Source organism: Pseudomonas sp. PS01299, from assembly GCF_029960145.1.
GTDB lineage: Bacteria > Pseudomonadota > Gammaproteobacteria > Pseudomonadales > Pseudomonadaceae > Aquipseudomonas > Aquipseudomonas putida_A.
Window position 1 is genome coordinate 23,093 of sequence record NZ_JASCPO010000043.1, and the last position, 14,186, is coordinate 37,278.

Below are 14,186 nucleotides of genomic sequence, written 5' to 3' on the forward strand. Positions count from 1 at the left end.
TTGTTATTTTTTTAGGTCGAACAGAGCCGTTGCCGCCATTTTCGGGGCGGGCACGAGCTTGCAGAATCAGGGATGAAGCGGCGGCGATCAGCCGGACGGGACAGGGCGCGGGAGCATGGTGTCGAACCTGTTGTTATTGGTTTTGTGGAGCGAATGGTGCGGGGGGCGATGGGCGGGATTCAATCGGGCAAAGCGGGTTTTGGGCGATTATCGAACGCAAGATTGAGCCGGATTTTTTCTCGCGTCTATCAGGGCCTCTTCGCGAGCAAGCCCGCTCCCACAGGAGAATGCATTCCAAAAGTGGGAGCGGGCTTGCTCGCGAAGAGGCCGGCTCAGACGCCACAATATTTCTGACAGGCAACAAAAAGCCCGCCAAGTGGCGGGCTCCTTGTGTTCACCGGAGGATCAGAACAGCTTCATCTTCGGTGCTTCTTCTTTCAGCGGTTCGTTCTGCGCGGTCTGCGCATTCCAGCCACCACCCAGGGCCTTGTACAGGTTGACCGCACTGGTCAGCTGCGCGAGGCGGTCGGTGATCAGTGCCTGTTGCGCACTGAACAACTGACGCTGGGCGTCGAGGAAGGTCAGGTTGCTGTCGACACCGATGCGGTAACGACGCTCGGCCAGGCGGTAGTAATCCTGGTTGGCCGCGACGAAGTCACGCTGCGCCTGCAACTGCTCGGTGTAGGTCTGGCGGGCAGCCAGGCCGTCGGCGACTTCCTGGAAGGCGGTTTGAATCGACTTCTCGTAGTTCGCCACGCCAATGTCCTTCTGGATCTTGGCATAGTCGAGGCTGGCGCGCAGGCTGCCGGCGTTGAAGATCGGCAGGTTGATCTGCGGCTGGAACAGCCAGGTACCCGAGCCGCCCTTGAACAGACCGGACAGGTCCGGGCTCAGGCTGCCCGCGTTGGCGGTCAGGCTGATGCTCGGGAAGAACGCTGCACGGGCGGCGCCGATGTTGGCGTTGGCCGCTTTCAGGTTGTACTCGGCCTGGAGGATGTCCGGACGACGCTGCAGCAGGTCCGAAGGCAGACCGGCCGGTACATCGCTGAGCAGGTCATCCGACAGCGGTTTGGCCGCTTGCAGATTGGCCGGGATGCCGGTGCCGAGCAGCAGGGTCAGGCTGTTTTCGTCCTGAGCCACCTGACGGGTGTACTTGGCCAGTTGCGCCCGGGCGTTTTCCACCGAGGTGCGCGACTGCGCCAGGTCCAGCGCCGAAGCCACACCGACTTCGTTGCTGCGGCTGGTCAGCTTGTAGCTTTCTTCAAAGGCACCGAGGGTGTCTTGCGTCAGCTTGAGCAGTTCCTTGTCGGCCTGCCAGGTCATGTACGCGTTGGCGACACTGGCCACCAGACTGATCTGCGTGCTGCGGCGCGCTTCTTCGGTGGCGAAATATTGTTGCAGCGCTTGTTCGCTCAGGCTGCGCACCCGACCGAACAGGTCGAGTTCGTAGGCGCTGATGCCGACGGTCGCGGTGTAGGAACTGCTGATGTTCGCTTCACCGGTCTGCGAGGCACGGGCCGGAACCCGCTGACGGCTGCCGCTGGCATTGGCCGAAACCGCCGGGAACAGGTCGGCACGCTGGATGCGGTATTGAGCCGCATAAGCGTCGATGTTCAGCGCCGCGACACGCAGGTCGCGGTTGTTTTCCAGGGATGTCTGGATCAGCTGCTGCAGGGCCGGGTCATGGAAAAACTGCTTCCAGCCCTGCTCGGCAGCGGCTTGCGCCGGAGCCTGGGCCGGCGAGTACGCCGGGCCCTGCGGGTACTGGCCCGCGACCGGTGCTTCAGGCTGCTGATAATCGGGGATCAGCGAGCAACCGCTCAGCACGAAGGCGGCGACTGCGATGGAGAGTAGCGACTTGCTCATTGGCCAGCCTCTTTAGGAGTTTCAGTCGTTTCGTCCGGGTCGGCGATTTTACGCTGGCCGATGGACGAAACCGTGACGAAGAACAGTGGGACCCAGAAGATCGCCAGGATCGTGGCCGTGAGCATACCGCCAATCACGCCAGTACCGATCGCGTGCTGGCTACCCGAACCGGCACCGGTGGAGATCGCCAACGGTACTACACCGAGGACGAACGCCAGCGAGGTCATGATGATCGGTCGCAGACGCATGCGGCACGCTTCGATCGCCGCATCGCGCAGACTGCGCCCTTGTTCATGCAGCTCCTTGGCGAACTCGACGATCAGAATGGCGTTTTTAGCCGCAAGACCGATGGTCGTCAACAGGCCCACCTGGAAGTACACGTCGTTGGACAGCCCGCGCAGGCTGGTGGCCATCAGCGCACCGATGATCCCCAGCGGTACCACGAGCATGACCGCGATCGGAATCGACCAGCTTTCATACAGCGCCGCCAGACACAGGAACACCATCAGCAGCGACAGGGCGTACAGCGCTGGCGCTTGCGAGCCCGACAGACGTTCCTCGTAGGACAGACCGGTCCAGGAGATACCGACACCGGCCGGCAGCTTCTTGGCAATCGCTTCGACTTCGGCCATCGCTTCACCGGTGGAGTAACCCGGCGCCGGAGAACCGAGCACTTCCATCGCTTCGACGCCGTTGTAACGGGCCAGTTTCGGCGAACCGTAGATCCACTCGCCCTTGGCGAACGCGGAGAACGGCACCATGGTCCCGGCGCTGTTGCGCACGTACCACTTTTTCAGGTCTTCAGGGCTCATGCGCGCACCGGCCTGACCTTGCACATACACCTTCTTCACCCGACCACGGTCGATGAAGTCGTTGACGTAGCTACTACCGAAGGAGATCGACAGGGTGCTGTTGATGTCGGAGAGACTCAGACCCAGGGCCTGGGCTTTCTCATCGTCAATTTCCAGGTGGTATTGCGGCTCGTCGTTCAGACCGTTCGGACGCACCTGGTAGAGCACCTTGCTCTGCGCGGCCATGCCGAGGAACTGGTTGCGGGCTTCCATCAGTTTTTCGTGACCGATACCGGCGCGGTCCTGCAGGAACACGTCGAAACCGGTGGCGTTACCCAATTCCAGTACCGCAGGCGGGGCGAACGCAAACACCATCGCATCGCGGAAACTGAAGAAGTGTTGCTGCGCACGCTGTGCCAAGGCAAACACGCTGTTGCTCGAATCACGCTCGTGCCACGGCTTGAGCATGATGAACGCCAGACCCGAGCTCTGACCACGACCGGCAAAGTTGAAGCCGTTCACGGTAAATACCGAGGACACCGCACCCGCTTCTTTATCCAGCAGGTAGGTACGCATCTCATCGATCACGACTTGAGTACGTTCGGCACTGGAGCCGGCCGGGGTTTGTACCTGGGCGAACAGTACGCCTTGGTCTTCTTCCGGCAGGAACGCGGTTGGAATGCGGGTGAACAGCCAGATCATGCCGACGACGATCAGCAGGTACGCAAGCAGGTACGGGGCTTTGCGCGACAACATGTTGCCGACACCGCGCTCGTAACTCCTGACACCGCGATCGAAATTGCGGTTGAACCAGCCGAAGAAACCTTTTTTCGGCGTGCCGTGGTCACCCTTGGCGATCGGCTTGAGCATGGTTGCGCAGAGCGCCGGGGTGAAGATCAGTGCAACCATTACCGACAGGGCCATGGCCGAGACGATGGTGATCGAGAACTGCTTGTAGATCACACCGGTGGAGCCGCTGAAGAACGCCATCGGCAACAGTACCGCCGACAGCACCAGGGCGATACCGACCAGGGCACCCTGGATCTGGCCCATGGATTTCTTGGTCGCTTCCTTCGGTGACAGGCCTTCTTCGGCCATCACCCGCTCGACGTTTTCCACCACGACGATGGCGTCGTCCACCAGCAAGCCGATGGCCAGCACCATACCGAACATTGTCAGGGTGTTGATGCTGAAACCGGCGGCGGCGAGGATGCCGAACGTACCGAGCAATACCACCGGTACGGTCATCGTAGTGATGACGGTGGCGCGGAAGTTCTGCAGGAACAGGAACATCACCAGGAACACCAGCACGATCGCTTCGACCAGGGTTTCAACCACACCCTTGATCGACTCGGTCACGACCGGAGTGGTGTCATACGGGAACACCACTTCCATGCCTTGCGGGAAGAACGGCTTGAGGTCGTCAATCGTCTTGCGCAGCGCTTTGGCTGTGTCGAGGGCGTTGGCACCGTTGGCCAGTTTTACCGCCAGACCGGACGCCGGGCTGCCGTTGAACTGCGCAGAAATACTCGAGTTCTCACCACCCAGACCGACGTCGGCCACGTCGCCGACACGGACCTGGGAGCCATCCTGATTGACCTTCAGCAGGATCGCCTTGAACTGCTCGGCAGTCTGCAGACGGGTCTTGCCGATGATCGTGGCGTTCAGTTGCTGACCTGGCAGCGCCGGCAAACCGCCGAGCTGACCGGAAGACACCTGGACGTTCTGCGCCGAGATCGCGGCGCTGACATCAGCTGGCGTCAGGTTGTACTTGTTCAGCTTGGCCGGATCGAGCCAGATGCGCATCGCGTACTGGGCACCGAAGACCTGGAAGTCACCGACACCGGCAGTCCGCGAGATCGGATCCTGCATGTTCGACACGATGTAGTTGGACAGGTCGTCCTTGGTCATGCTGCCGTCACGCGACACCACGCCGATCACCAGCAGGAAGTTCTTCACTGCCTTGGTCACGCGGATACCCTGTTGCTGCACTTCCTGCGGCAGCAGCGGGGTGGCCAGGTTCAGCTTGTTCTGGACCTGAACCTGCGCGGTGTCGGAGTTGGTGCCTTGCTCGAAGGTCGCGGTGATGGTCATGCTGCCGTCGGAGTTACTTTCCGAGGACACATAACGCAGGTTGTCGATACCGTTGAGCTGCTGCTCGATCACCTGGACCACGGTGTCCTGCACGGTTTGCGCCGAAGCGCCCGGGTAGGTCACGGAGATCGCGATGGCCGGCGGTGCAATGCTCGGGTACTGGTTGATTGGCAATTTCAGGATCGATAATGCCCCGACCAACATGATCACCAGGGCAATTACCCAGGCGAAAATCGGACGGTCGATAAAAAATTTCGACATGAGTTACTCCCCTTTGCCGCCAGCGGCTTTGTCAGCTGCTTGAGCGGGGGCCGGGTTCTTGGCTACGTTGGTCGCTTCGGTCGGGTTGACCTGAGCACCTGGGCGAACATATTGCAGGCCTTCGGTGATCAGACGATCGCCGGCTTTCAGGCCATCTTCGATCAGCCACTGGCTGCCAACGGTACGGCTGGCCTTGAGCTGACGCAGTTCAACCTTGTTGTCCGGGCCGACGACCAGTGCGGTCGGAGTGCCCTTGAGGTCACGGGTCACGCCTTGTTGCGGCGCCAGAATGGCCGCGGCGTTGACCCCGGCCTGCAACTGGGCGCGGACGAACATGCCTGGCAACAGGGTGTGATCCGGGTTCGGGAACACGGCGCGCAGGGTCACGGAACCGGTAGTCGGATCAACCGATACTTCGGAGAATTCCAGCTTACCGTCGAGCTTGTACTGGCTGCCGTCCTCAAGGGTCAGCTTGACCGCTGCCGAGTTGTCGCCGGCCTTCTGCAGACGACCGCTTTCCAGCTCGCGGCGCAGTTCCAGCAGCTCAACCGAGGACTGGGTAACGTCGACGTAGATCGGGTCCAGTTGCTGGATCGTCGCCATCGCGTCGGCCTGACCATTGCTGACCAGTGCGCCTTCGGTCACCGAGGAACGGCCGATACGGCCGGAGATCGGCGCGTAGACCTTGGTGTATTTCACGTTGATCTGCGCGCTCTGCAGCGACGCTTCCGATTCCATGCGATTGGCCACGGCGGTGTCGTATTCCTGGCGGCTCACAGCCTGCTCGTCGACCAGTTGCTTGTAGCGGTCGGAGATCGACTTGGTCGAACGCAGGTTGGCTTCGGCGCTTTTCAGGGTCGCTTCATAGACTGCCGGATCGATCTGATACAGCTGCTGGCCGGCTTTGACGTCGCCGCCTTCCTTGAACAGACGTTTGAGAATGATGCCGTTGACCTGTGGTCGAACTTCAGCGATGCGGTACGCACTGGTGCGCCCCGGCAGTTCCGACGTGAGGGTGAACGCTTGTGGTTGCAGGGTGACGACGCCGACCTGAGGAGGCGGAGCGGCTGGGGCCGCTTCTTCCTTTTTACATCCGCTGAGCAGCGATGCCAGGGCGACGGCAGTGACCAGAGCGGTAACAGCTGGCTTGAATTGCATGAAGATCCTCGGGTCAGGCGCGCACATTGCGCACAAGAAGTGTGAAAGGGTAAAAAAATCGGGTCGAGTGGATAAGTAGCTTGCTAAGGAATATACTTACGTTCATGGTTGTTTGTAAATAGCTTGGCGTCGTACCCACCCTGTTACAAAATGCGTCGCAAGGTTTGAAATTGTAGGCCGGGGAGCCGATTCGTGAGAGATCAGCCCCCTCTTTATTCAGCGGATATTCAGCCATCCCTGAAACATCCTGTTTGAGGTTTTACTGCCATGGTCCGTCGTACCAAAGAGGAAGCTCAGGAAACGCGCAGCCAGATTCTCGAAGCGGCCGAGAAAGCGTTTTATGAAAGGGGTGTGGCCCGCACGACCCTGGCGGATATCGCGACGATGGCCGGCGTGACGCGCGGTGCCATCTATTGGCATTTCAGCAACAAGGCCGATCTGGTGCAGGCGATGCTCGACAGCCTGCATGAACCGCTGGATGAATTGGCCAAGGCCAGCGAGAGCGAGGACGAACTCGACCCGTTGGGGTGCATGCGCAAGCTGTTGATCCATCTGTTTCATCAGGTAGCCCTGGATCCGAAGACCCGTCGCATCAACGAGATTCTGTTTCATAAGTGCGAATTCACCGATGAAATGTGCGATCTGCGCCAGCAGCGCCGCACGGCCAGTCTCGATTGCAACCTGCGCATCGGTCTGACCCTGCGTAATGCGGTCAATCGCGGCCAGTTGCCGGAAGATCTCGACACTGCCCGGGCGGCCATCAGCATTCATGCGTATATCGATGGCCTCCTGTATGGATGGCTGTTGGCGCCGGACAGCTTTCAATTGCATGCCGAAGCCGAGCGCTGGGTCGATACAGGGCTTGATATGCTGCGCCTGAGCCCTAGCCTGCGCAAATGAAACAAAATGCGTAATTAAATCTGTCCGTGTCAAGACTTGAAGCGGGGAAATGTCCCTGCTTCAAGTCTTTTTGTAATGGAGTGCTTTTATATACGTACGATGGCCAGGTTGATAGGTAGCGAGCTACGTATTTTGTAGGGGTTTTGTGTCGACTGTGTGAATGAATGTTAACGACTCGGGCTAAAAGGGCGCCGAGCAGCCGATACGCACCAACCGATCCGTTTCGTTTTTGAGTTCCCTTTGCCCGATCCTCACCACCAGGCTGCGTTACTTCCGATGGGCTCGAGCCACGGCCTTTAGTTTGCTCGCGCCTCTATAATGTCAGCGTTGTCCGTACCGTTACTGCATGAGCAGGTAACTCTCTATCAGGCCGATGGCGTCATGAATGCGATCATCTTATAGCTGTAAGGGTAAACCGGGTTTTCATTTTCCAATGCTGCGCCGCAGGTGATGGGGTCGGCGCCAACAGAGAACGCGTTGGTATCCCAGAAAAGTTCGACTTTTGGAGCCCTGTGCCCCGCCATTTGTCGGTAGCAATAACTGAGCGTAGTGTCGAACCGTACTTTCTGCTTGTAGTTGGTGTAGCAGATGTAAGTGTTGAATACCTCTTTTTTGATATCGTAATCAATAACGATGTCCTGTTTCAGATGAGGATCTCCTTCAAACAGCATAAAAACGGTCTGGTAAGGGAGGATCTTGTCGATACGCGTCAAGGGTGGGTGCTTTGGAGAGGCGTCGTCAAGCCAGAAAGTAGAGTCCGTGGCATTGGTGATTTGCAGAAGGAATGTAAGTTTGTTTGGATCTATATCATTCATTTTTATATAACCTTGCTTGATTAAGTTGGTGGGTTGTAATTGATGAGTTGCTGGACGGAGCTTAGGTTTATATTGTTCTGATGGCGAATCTTTAAATGTATGAAAATAAAAAAGCCCCGCCTCTTTCGAGGCGGGGCTTACTTGTTAGTTGTTGTTGTTTACAGCGTTGGATAATCGATATAACCGACCGGGCCTTTCGCGTAGAACAACTCGGGACGTGCGTCGTTCAGCGGTGCGTCGGCCTTCAGGCGTGCCGGCAGATCCGGGTTGGCAATGAACGGTACGCCGAACGCTACCGCGTCAGCCTTGCCTTCAGCCAGCCACGCATTGGCGCTGTCCTTGGTGAAGCGTTCGTTGGCGATGTACGCGCCGCCGAAAGCTTCTTTCAGCTGTGGGCCGAGGCTGTCGGCGCCTTCTTTCTCGCGGGAGCAGATGAAGGCGATGCCGCGCTTGCCCAGCTCGCGAGCCACATAAGTGAAAGTCTCGGCCAGATTGTCGTCGCCCATGTCATGGGAATCGGCGCGGGGTGCCAAGTGCACGCCGACACGGCCGGCGCCCCAGACGTCGATCGCTGCGTCAGTCACTTCCAGCAGGAGACGCGCACGGTTTTCCAGGGAGCCACCGTAGTTATCGGTGCGCTGGTTGGTGCTGCTTTGCAGGAACTGGTCGAGCAGGTAGCCGTTGGCGCCGTGGATTTCCACGCCGTCGAAACCGGCGGCTTTGGCGTTTTCGGCACCGGTGCGGTAGGCCTCGACGATCTCGGCGATTTCAGCGGTTTCCAGAGCTCGCGGGGTCGGATAGTCGGCCAATGGACGCACCAGGCTGACGTGACCTTTAGGCTGGATGGCGCTCGGCGCGACCGGGGTTTCGCCGTTGAGGTACGACGGATGCGAGATGCGGCCGACGTGCCACAGTTGCAGGACGATCTTGCCGCCGGCAGCGTGCACGGCTTTGGTCACGTTGGTCCAGCCGCGCACCTGGTCGTTGGACCAGATGCCCGGGGTGTCCGGGTAGCCGACGCCCATCGGCGTCACCGAAGTGGCTTCGGACAGGATCAGACCAGCCGACGCGCGCTGTACGTAGTATTCAGCCATCAGCGCGTTCGGCACGCGGCCTTCGTCGGCGCGGCAGCGGGTCAGCGGAGCCATGATGATGCGGTTGGACAGCTCGAGGTCGCCCAGTTTGATCGGATCGAAAATAGTTGCCATGTGTACAACCCTCGTCAGTTAAGTGGTTAATCAGTGGGTAGCGGGGGCCAGACCGGCGTCGCCGTTCTGACGGAAAGTGATCAGGGTCACCAGCAGCGCGAGCACGGCCAGCGCGGCGGCGGCCAGGGGCACGCTGGTCAGGCCGAAACCGTGGGCGATGACGCTGCCACCGACCCAGGCGCCCAGGGCGTTGCCGATGTTGAAAGCGCCGATGTTCAGGGTCGACACCAGGTTCGGTGCGGCCTTGCCGAAGGTCACCACGTTGACTTGCAGCGCCGGGACGGCGGCAAACGAAGCGGTGGCCCAGAGGAACAGGGTGATCTCCGTCGGGATCAGCGCAACGCTGGTCCAGCTCAGCACGGTGGAAACCACCGCCATCGCCACGAACACGCCGATCAGGGTCGCGCCGAGACGCTTGTCCGCCAGTTTGCCGCCGATGATGTTGCCCACCGTCAGACCGAGGCCGATCAGCAGCAGGGTCCAGGTCACGCCTTTTGGCGAGACACCGGTGACATCACCGAGCAGCGGCGCGACATAGGTGAAGAGGGTGAACATCGACGCGGCGAACAGCGCGGTCATGCTCAGCGACAGCCAGATGCCGGCGCCTTTGAGGGCGGCGAGTTCGGCGCGCATGTCGAGTTTTTCCTCGTCACGCTTGGCCGGCAGGAAGCGGATCAGACCGATCAGCGCCACTACACCAATCACGGTCACCGCCCAGAAGGTCGAGCGCCAGCCGGCTTCCTGACCCAGCGCCGTGCCCAGCGGTACACCGAGGACGTTGGCCAGGGTCAGGCCGGTGAACATCAGCGCTACGGCGGATGCGCGCTTGTTCGGCGCCACCAGCCCGGCAGCTACCACAGAACCGATACCGAAGAACGCACCGTGGCACAGCGCCGTGACGACACGGGCAAACATCAGCACGTTGTAGTCACTGGCGATGGCACACAGCAGGTTACCGACGATAAAAATGCCCATCAGCGCTACCAGTGCGGCCTTGCGCGGCAGTCTGGCGGTGGCCAGTGCCATGAACGGCGCACCGATGGCCACGCCCAGGGCGTAACCGGTCACTAGCCAGCCAGCGCCGGGAATCGACACACCGAGGTCGGCCGCCACATCGGGCAGCAGGCCCATGATGACGAACTCGGTGGTGCCGATGGCGAAGGCGCTCAAGGCCAGAATGAGTAGCGAGAGGGGCATTTGAATCAATTCCTTGTGGGAGCGCTGAGCTCTTTGACGATGGCGTCGAGGAACGCCTGGATCACGTCCTCGTTGCGTTTGAAGAAGTGCCACTGGCCGGCTTTCTGGCTGCTGATCAGACCTGCGCGTTGCAGGGTCGCCAGGTGGGCGGAGACGGTCGACTGCGACAGGCCGCAGCGTTGATCGATCTGCCCGGCGCAGATGCCGTACTCGTGGTTGTGTATCTGCTCAGGAAACTGGGCTTTGGGGTCTTTCAGCCAGATGAGAATGTCTCGCCGTACTGGGTGTGCCAGGGCTTTTATTATTTCGTCGAGGTCGAGGTTCATGGCTTTATGCTCGTGATGTGTAGCGCTATATCGCGATGAGGCGAACTTTAAATCGGTATTTCGCGATATACCAATATGAATTTGATCTGACGACCGCATAAATCGGTATATCGGGTTATAACGATACGTGTGCTGTAACGATGAAAGCGCGCAGTGCTAAGCTGCGCCCATGAACTATCTCGCACATTTACACCTCGGAGGCCAGCACCCCGAGCAATTACTCGGCAGTCTGTATGGCGATTTCGTCAAAGGACGCCTGCAAGGGCAATTTGCACCGCAGATTGAAGCGGCGATTCAGTTGCATCGGCGCATTGATGTATTCACCGATCGCCACCCGTTGGTGGACATCGCCCTCGGGCGTTTCACCGAGACCCGGCGGCGTTACGCGGGGATTGTCCTCGATGTGTTTTTCGACCATTGCCTGGCCCGCGACTGGACGCTGTACGCCGATCAGCCGCTGGAACATTTCACCCGCGATGTTTACCGGGTGCTGTCGAATGAACGGCAATTGCCAGAACGCCTGGCGAAAATCGCGCCGCACATGGTTGCCAATGATTGGCTGGGTTCGTATCAGGAATTCGAAGTGCTGGACCAGGTGCTGCGCGGGATCTCGCGGCGTCTGACTCGGCCTGAGGAGCTGGCGGGGGCTATGCAGGAATTGCGGCGGTTGTACGAGCCGCTGAGTGAGGATTTCCGTTTGTTCTATCCGCAGCTTCAAGAATTTGCACAAACGTCGACAACGCAGTAACCCCCTGTGGGAGCGGGCTTGCTCGCGAATGCGGTAGGTCATTCAACATGTGCATTGGCTGAACCACCGCTTTCGCGAGCAAGCCCGCTCCCACAGGGGGGATCTGTGTTTCAGGCGGCGATCAATTCGCCGGCGCGACGCGGTTCGGCAGGTTTGGCCACCTCACCAAACAACGCCTTCTGCACCGCCTGCTGTGCTTCGAACGCCAGTGCTGCACGCTCGCGACCGACGCAGGCAATCGGCTTGAGCACGTGAATCTCGACATCGCCGCAGTCGTTGCTGAACAGACGCATCAGGTGCGACAGCAAGTCATCGTCACCAATGAACGGCGCCAACGCGTCGATTTCGCCATTGCGCAGATAACGGATCGCCACCGGTTGCAGCATCACCTCCGAATCGATTGCCGCCGACAGCAGGCGACCATGAAAGGTGCGCAGCGAGCGGCCATCGGTGGTGGTACCTTCCGGGAACATCAGCAACGGATGTTGCGTTTGCAGGTGACGGGTCATCTGTTTGCGGATCAACTGGCTGTCACCCGAACCGCGACGGATGAACAGACTGCCGGCCTTCGCCGCCAGCCAGCCGGCCACCGGCCAGGTGCGTACTTCGGCCTTGGACAGAAACGACAGCGGCGTGAGCATGCCCAGCAGCGGAATGTCAGTCCATGACACGTGGTTGCTGACCCACAGCATCGGTTGCTGCGGCAGCTCGCCGTGCACGGTCACGCGAAAGGGCAGGGCATTGCTCAAACGCGCCATGAAAAACCGCGACCAGCGCTGCCGACGTTGCATCGAGTGCGCCAGGCCCAGACGTTCGAACACGCCGAAGACGCTGGCCATGGTCAAGCCCAGCGCCACCACCAGCAGCACCCGCGTGATCCGCGCGTACACGCGCAACCGGCTCATCACACGGCCGCCTTGAAGTGCTTGGCGTAGCGCGGGCAGAGTTCGTCGCGCTTGAGCAGGATAAACACGTCGGCGACCTGGAAGTCTTCGTCCCAGCACGGCTCGCCGCAGATCTTCGCACCCAGACGCATGTAGGCCTTGAGCAGCGGTGGCATTTCGGCGATCACGTTCGATGGAATGTCCAGCGACGGCAGGGGATTCTTCGGCTCGGCGCGCAGGTGTTCGGTGCACAGATAACGCTCGCGCAGACGCTGCATGATCGCGTGGGCCTGCACGCCGCCGTCCTGCATCGGGATGCTCGCGCAACCCATCAGGTAGCTGTAGCCGCCCTGATTCAACACTTCGGCCAGTTCACCCCAGAGCACGGCGATGGTGCCGCCGTTGCGGTAGGCCGGGTCGACGCAGGTGCGGCCGATTTCGAGGATCGGGCCTTGCAGATGGGCGAGGCCGTGCAGGCTGAATTCTTCTTCGCTGTAGAACTTGCCCAGGCTGCTGGCGGCGGTGTGATCGAGCAAACGGGTGGTGGCGACCAGACGCCCGGTGTTCAGGTCACGCACGCCGATGTGGCTGCAGTGAACATCATAGTCATCCATGTCCAGACCCAGTTCCGCGCCTTTCAGCTTGGCGTTGAACTCGCCGCTGAATACGCTGAAGCGCAAGGCCTGGGCTTGCTGCAAGGCCTCGGCGCCGATCAGGCGTTCGGCTTGCAGGCGGCGTTCATTGCCGGTGTCGCTGATGCGGGCGATCTGAGTCATTTGAATCTCCGTACGGGCCTTGAACCCGTCGTGGGTTGCAGCCGATCGACTTTCTTTATGCAGCCATGTTGTGCAAAGTCAGGCTATGTAGCCCCGGTGTCATCACCGTGAACGTTTGGTGATGCTTGTATGACAGCCCTCAAGGAGCCTCTTATGCCCTGGCCCAGCCTGCTCGAAAGTCATGAACGTCTGCCCGCCGTCGCTGATCTGGCGGAAGGTTTCGCCACCTTGTTGCAGCAAGTGGGCAACGTGACACCGTTCGAACTGGCGGTGGCCGGAGGGCGTCGGATGGCGACGCCGGGGCTGGCATTTCTGGTGGGGTATCAGGCGGCGTTGCGCATGCTCTGGCCGAGCGCGCCGCCGAGTCTTGGCGCGTTGTGTGCGACCGAACAGCGCAGCCTGCGCCCGGCGGACATGCAGACGCGCCTGACGGATTTGCGCCTCAACGGGCGAAAGGATTTCGTCACCGCCGGGGACGCGGCGGACTGGCTGCTCGTCGCCGCGCGCAGTGAAGAACCCGGCGAAACGCCGCGCCTGAGTCTGGCGGTGGTCTATCCCGGCGAGCCCGGCGTGCGCGTGGAAAAACTCCCGGCGCTGCCGCTGATGCCGGACATCAGTCACGGTCGGCTGCATCTGGACGGCGCGTTGTGCGAATTGCTCGCGGGCGATGGCTGGGATGCTTATGTGAAGCCGTTTCGCAGCCTGGAAGATGTCTACGTGCTGAGCGCGATGACCGCGTGGCTGTACGGTGTCGGTCAGGACAGCGGCTGGTCGCAGCCGCTGCAACTGCGCTTGCTGGCGCTGTTGGCCGGGTGCGCGGAAGCGAGTCGCCAACCACCGAACAACCCGGCCGGGCATGTGCTGTTGGGCGGGTTGTTTGCGCAGTTTGATGCGCTGAAGGGCGAGATCGATCAGGCGTTGCGCGCGGGTAATCCGGAGTGGGCGCAGATGTGGCAGCGTGATCAGGGGGTGATGCAGTTGGCAGCGGGGGCGCGGGCCAAGCGCTTGGCCAAGGCTTTGGCGGTGGTCTGACTGGCCTCTTCGCGAGCAAGCCCGCTCCCACCCTTGGAAAGCGTTTCAAATGTGGGGGCGGGCTTGCTCGCGAAGGCGGTGGCAAAAACACCACACAACTGTCATGTGGCAAGACTACCCTCAGCAGGTT

General features: G+C 60.4%; 12 protein-coding genes. 3 read left to right on the forward strand and 9 right to left on the reverse strand.

What is annotated here, in order from left to right; genetic code table 11:
* Positions 1-405: 405 nt before the first annotated feature.
* Genes emhC through emhA form a run of 3 tightly spaced genes read right to left on the reverse strand, consistent with a single transcriptional unit; the run spans position 406 to position 6,170 of the window.
* A complete protein-coding gene (gene emhC, locus QMX91_RS10540) occupies positions 406-1,866 on the reverse strand; it encodes an efflux RND transporter outer membrane subunit EmhC (protein WP_098967597.1) in 1,461 nt (486 codons plus the stop codon).
* Positions 1,863-5,012 carry an efflux RND transporter permease subunit EmhB gene (emhB, locus tag QMX91_RS10545; RefSeq protein WP_098967599.1) on the reverse strand — a complete coding sequence of 1,050 codons (3,150 nt, stop codon included), beginning with the start codon at positions 5,010-5,012 and terminating at the stop codon, positions 1,863-1,865. The genes emhC and emhB overlap by 4 nt, the downstream gene beginning before the upstream one ends.
* 3 nt (positions 5,013-5,015) lie before the next feature.
* Positions 5,016-6,170, reverse strand: coding sequence for an efflux RND transporter periplasmic adaptor subunit EmhA (gene emhA, locus QMX91_RS10550; protein WP_027614406.1), 1,155 nt, complete (start codon positions 6,168-6,170; stop codon positions 5,016-5,018).
* A gap of 267 nt (positions 6,171-6,437) precedes the next feature.
* Between emhA and emhR the strand changes: the two genes are divergently transcribed.
* Positions 6,438-7,070 (forward strand): efflux system transcriptional repressor EmhR, encoded by a 633-nt coding sequence (gene emhR / locus QMX91_RS10555; RefSeq protein WP_027614407.1) that lies wholly within the window; start codon positions 6,438-6,440, stop codon positions 7,068-7,070.
* A gap of 365 nt (positions 7,071-7,435) precedes the next feature.
* Here emhR and QMX91_RS10560 read toward each other — a convergent pair whose 3' ends face one another.
* From QMX91_RS10560 to QMX91_RS10575, 4 genes are all read right to left on the reverse strand, one after another.
* Positions 7,436-7,885, reverse strand: a complete 450-nt coding sequence (locus QMX91_RS10560) for a hypothetical protein (RefSeq protein ID WP_210557944.1) — start codon at positions 7,883-7,885, stop codon at positions 7,436-7,438.
* 158 nt (positions 7,886-8,043) lie between these two features.
* Complete coding sequence (locus QMX91_RS10565; RefSeq protein ID WP_096797051.1) at positions 8,044-9,093, reverse strand: alkene reductase; 1,050 nt, start codon at positions 9,091-9,093, stop codon at positions 8,044-8,046.
* A 30-nt stretch (positions 9,094-9,123) separates the two neighbouring features.
* Positions 9,124-10,290 (reverse strand): MFS transporter, encoded by a 1,167-nt coding sequence (locus QMX91_RS10570; RefSeq protein WP_003222434.1) that lies wholly within the window; start codon positions 10,288-10,290, stop codon positions 9,124-9,126.
* A gap of 5 nt (positions 10,291-10,295) precedes the next feature.
* Positions 10,296-10,616, reverse strand: coding sequence for a helix-turn-helix transcriptional regulator (locus QMX91_RS10575; RefSeq protein ID WP_003222436.1), 321 nt, complete (start codon positions 10,614-10,616; stop codon positions 10,296-10,298).
* Positions 10,617-10,785: 169 nt separating this feature from the next.
* Here QMX91_RS10575 and QMX91_RS10580 point away from each other — a divergent pair, with 169 nt between their 5' ends.
* The gene (locus QMX91_RS10580) at positions 10,786-11,364 is read left to right on the forward strand and encodes an ACP phosphodiesterase (RefSeq protein ID WP_134785605.1); all 579 of its coding nucleotides are present in this window, start codon (positions 10,786-10,788) and stop codon (positions 11,362-11,364) included.
* 110 nt (positions 11,365-11,474) lie between these two features.
* On the opposite strand, the gene QMX91_RS10585 is transcribed toward QMX91_RS10580, so the two are convergent.
* Complete coding sequence (locus QMX91_RS10585) at positions 11,475-12,269, reverse strand: lysophospholipid acyltransferase family protein (RefSeq protein WP_134785606.1); 795 nt, start codon at positions 12,267-12,269, stop codon at positions 11,475-11,477.
* On the reverse strand, positions 12,269-13,024 hold the full coding sequence (gene olsB / locus QMX91_RS10590) for an L-ornithine N(alpha)-acyltransferase (RefSeq protein ID WP_007963187.1): 756 nt from the start codon (positions 13,022-13,024) through the stop codon (positions 12,269-12,271). Before olsB ends, QMX91_RS10585 begins: the two co-directional genes overlap by 1 nt.
* Positions 13,025-13,177: 153 nt before the next feature.
* Here olsB and QMX91_RS10595 point away from each other — a divergent pair, with 153 nt between their 5' ends.
* Complete coding sequence (locus QMX91_RS10595; RefSeq protein WP_282412685.1) at positions 13,178-14,056, forward strand: acyl-CoA dehydrogenase family protein; 879 nt, start codon at positions 13,178-13,180, stop codon at positions 14,054-14,056.
* The last annotated feature ends 130 nt before the right edge of the window (positions 14,057-14,186 follow it).

Excerpts from the sequence above, each read along its gene's own strand:
- emhC (WP_098967597.1), bottom strand. The coding sequence starts at position 1,866 with ATGAGCAAGTCGCTACTCTCCATCGCAGTCGCCGCCTTCGTGCTGAGC.
- emhB (WP_098967599.1), bottom strand. The coding sequence starts at position 5,012 with ATGTCGAAATTTTTTATCGACCGTCCGATTTTCGCCTGGGTAATTGCC.
- emhA (WP_027614406.1), bottom strand. The coding sequence starts at position 6,170 with ATGCAATTCAAGCCAGCTGTTACCGCTCTGGTCACTGCCGTCGCCCTG.
- emhR (WP_027614407.1), top strand. The coding sequence starts at position 6,438 with ATGGTCCGTCGTACCAAAGAGGAAGCTCAGGAAACGCGCAGCCAGATT.
- QMX91_RS10560 (WP_210557944.1), bottom strand. The coding sequence starts at position 7,885 with ATGAATGATATAGATCCAAACAAACTTACATTCCTTCTGCAAATCACC.
- QMX91_RS10565 (WP_096797051.1), bottom strand. The coding sequence starts at position 9,093 with ATGGCAACTATTTTCGATCCGATCAAACTGGGCGACCTCGAGCTGTCC.
- QMX91_RS10570 (WP_003222434.1), bottom strand. The coding sequence starts at position 10,290 with ATGCCCCTCTCGCTACTCATTCTGGCCTTGAGCGCCTTCGCCATCGGC.
- QMX91_RS10575 (WP_003222436.1), bottom strand. The coding sequence starts at position 10,616 with ATGAACCTCGACCTCGACGAAATAATAAAAGCCCTGGCACACCCAGTA.
- QMX91_RS10580 (WP_134785605.1), top strand. The coding sequence starts at position 10,786 with ATGAACTATCTCGCACATTTACACCTCGGAGGCCAGCACCCCGAGCAA.
- QMX91_RS10585 (WP_134785606.1), bottom strand. The coding sequence starts at position 12,269 with ATGAGCCGGTTGCGCGTGTACGCGCGGATCACGCGGGTGCTGCTGGTG.
- olsB (WP_007963187.1), bottom strand. The coding sequence starts at position 13,024 with ATGACTCAGATCGCCCGCATCAGCGACACCGGCAATGAACGCCGCCTG.
- QMX91_RS10595 (WP_282412685.1), top strand. The coding sequence starts at position 13,178 with ATGCCCTGGCCCAGCCTGCTCGAAAGTCATGAACGTCTGCCCGCCGTC.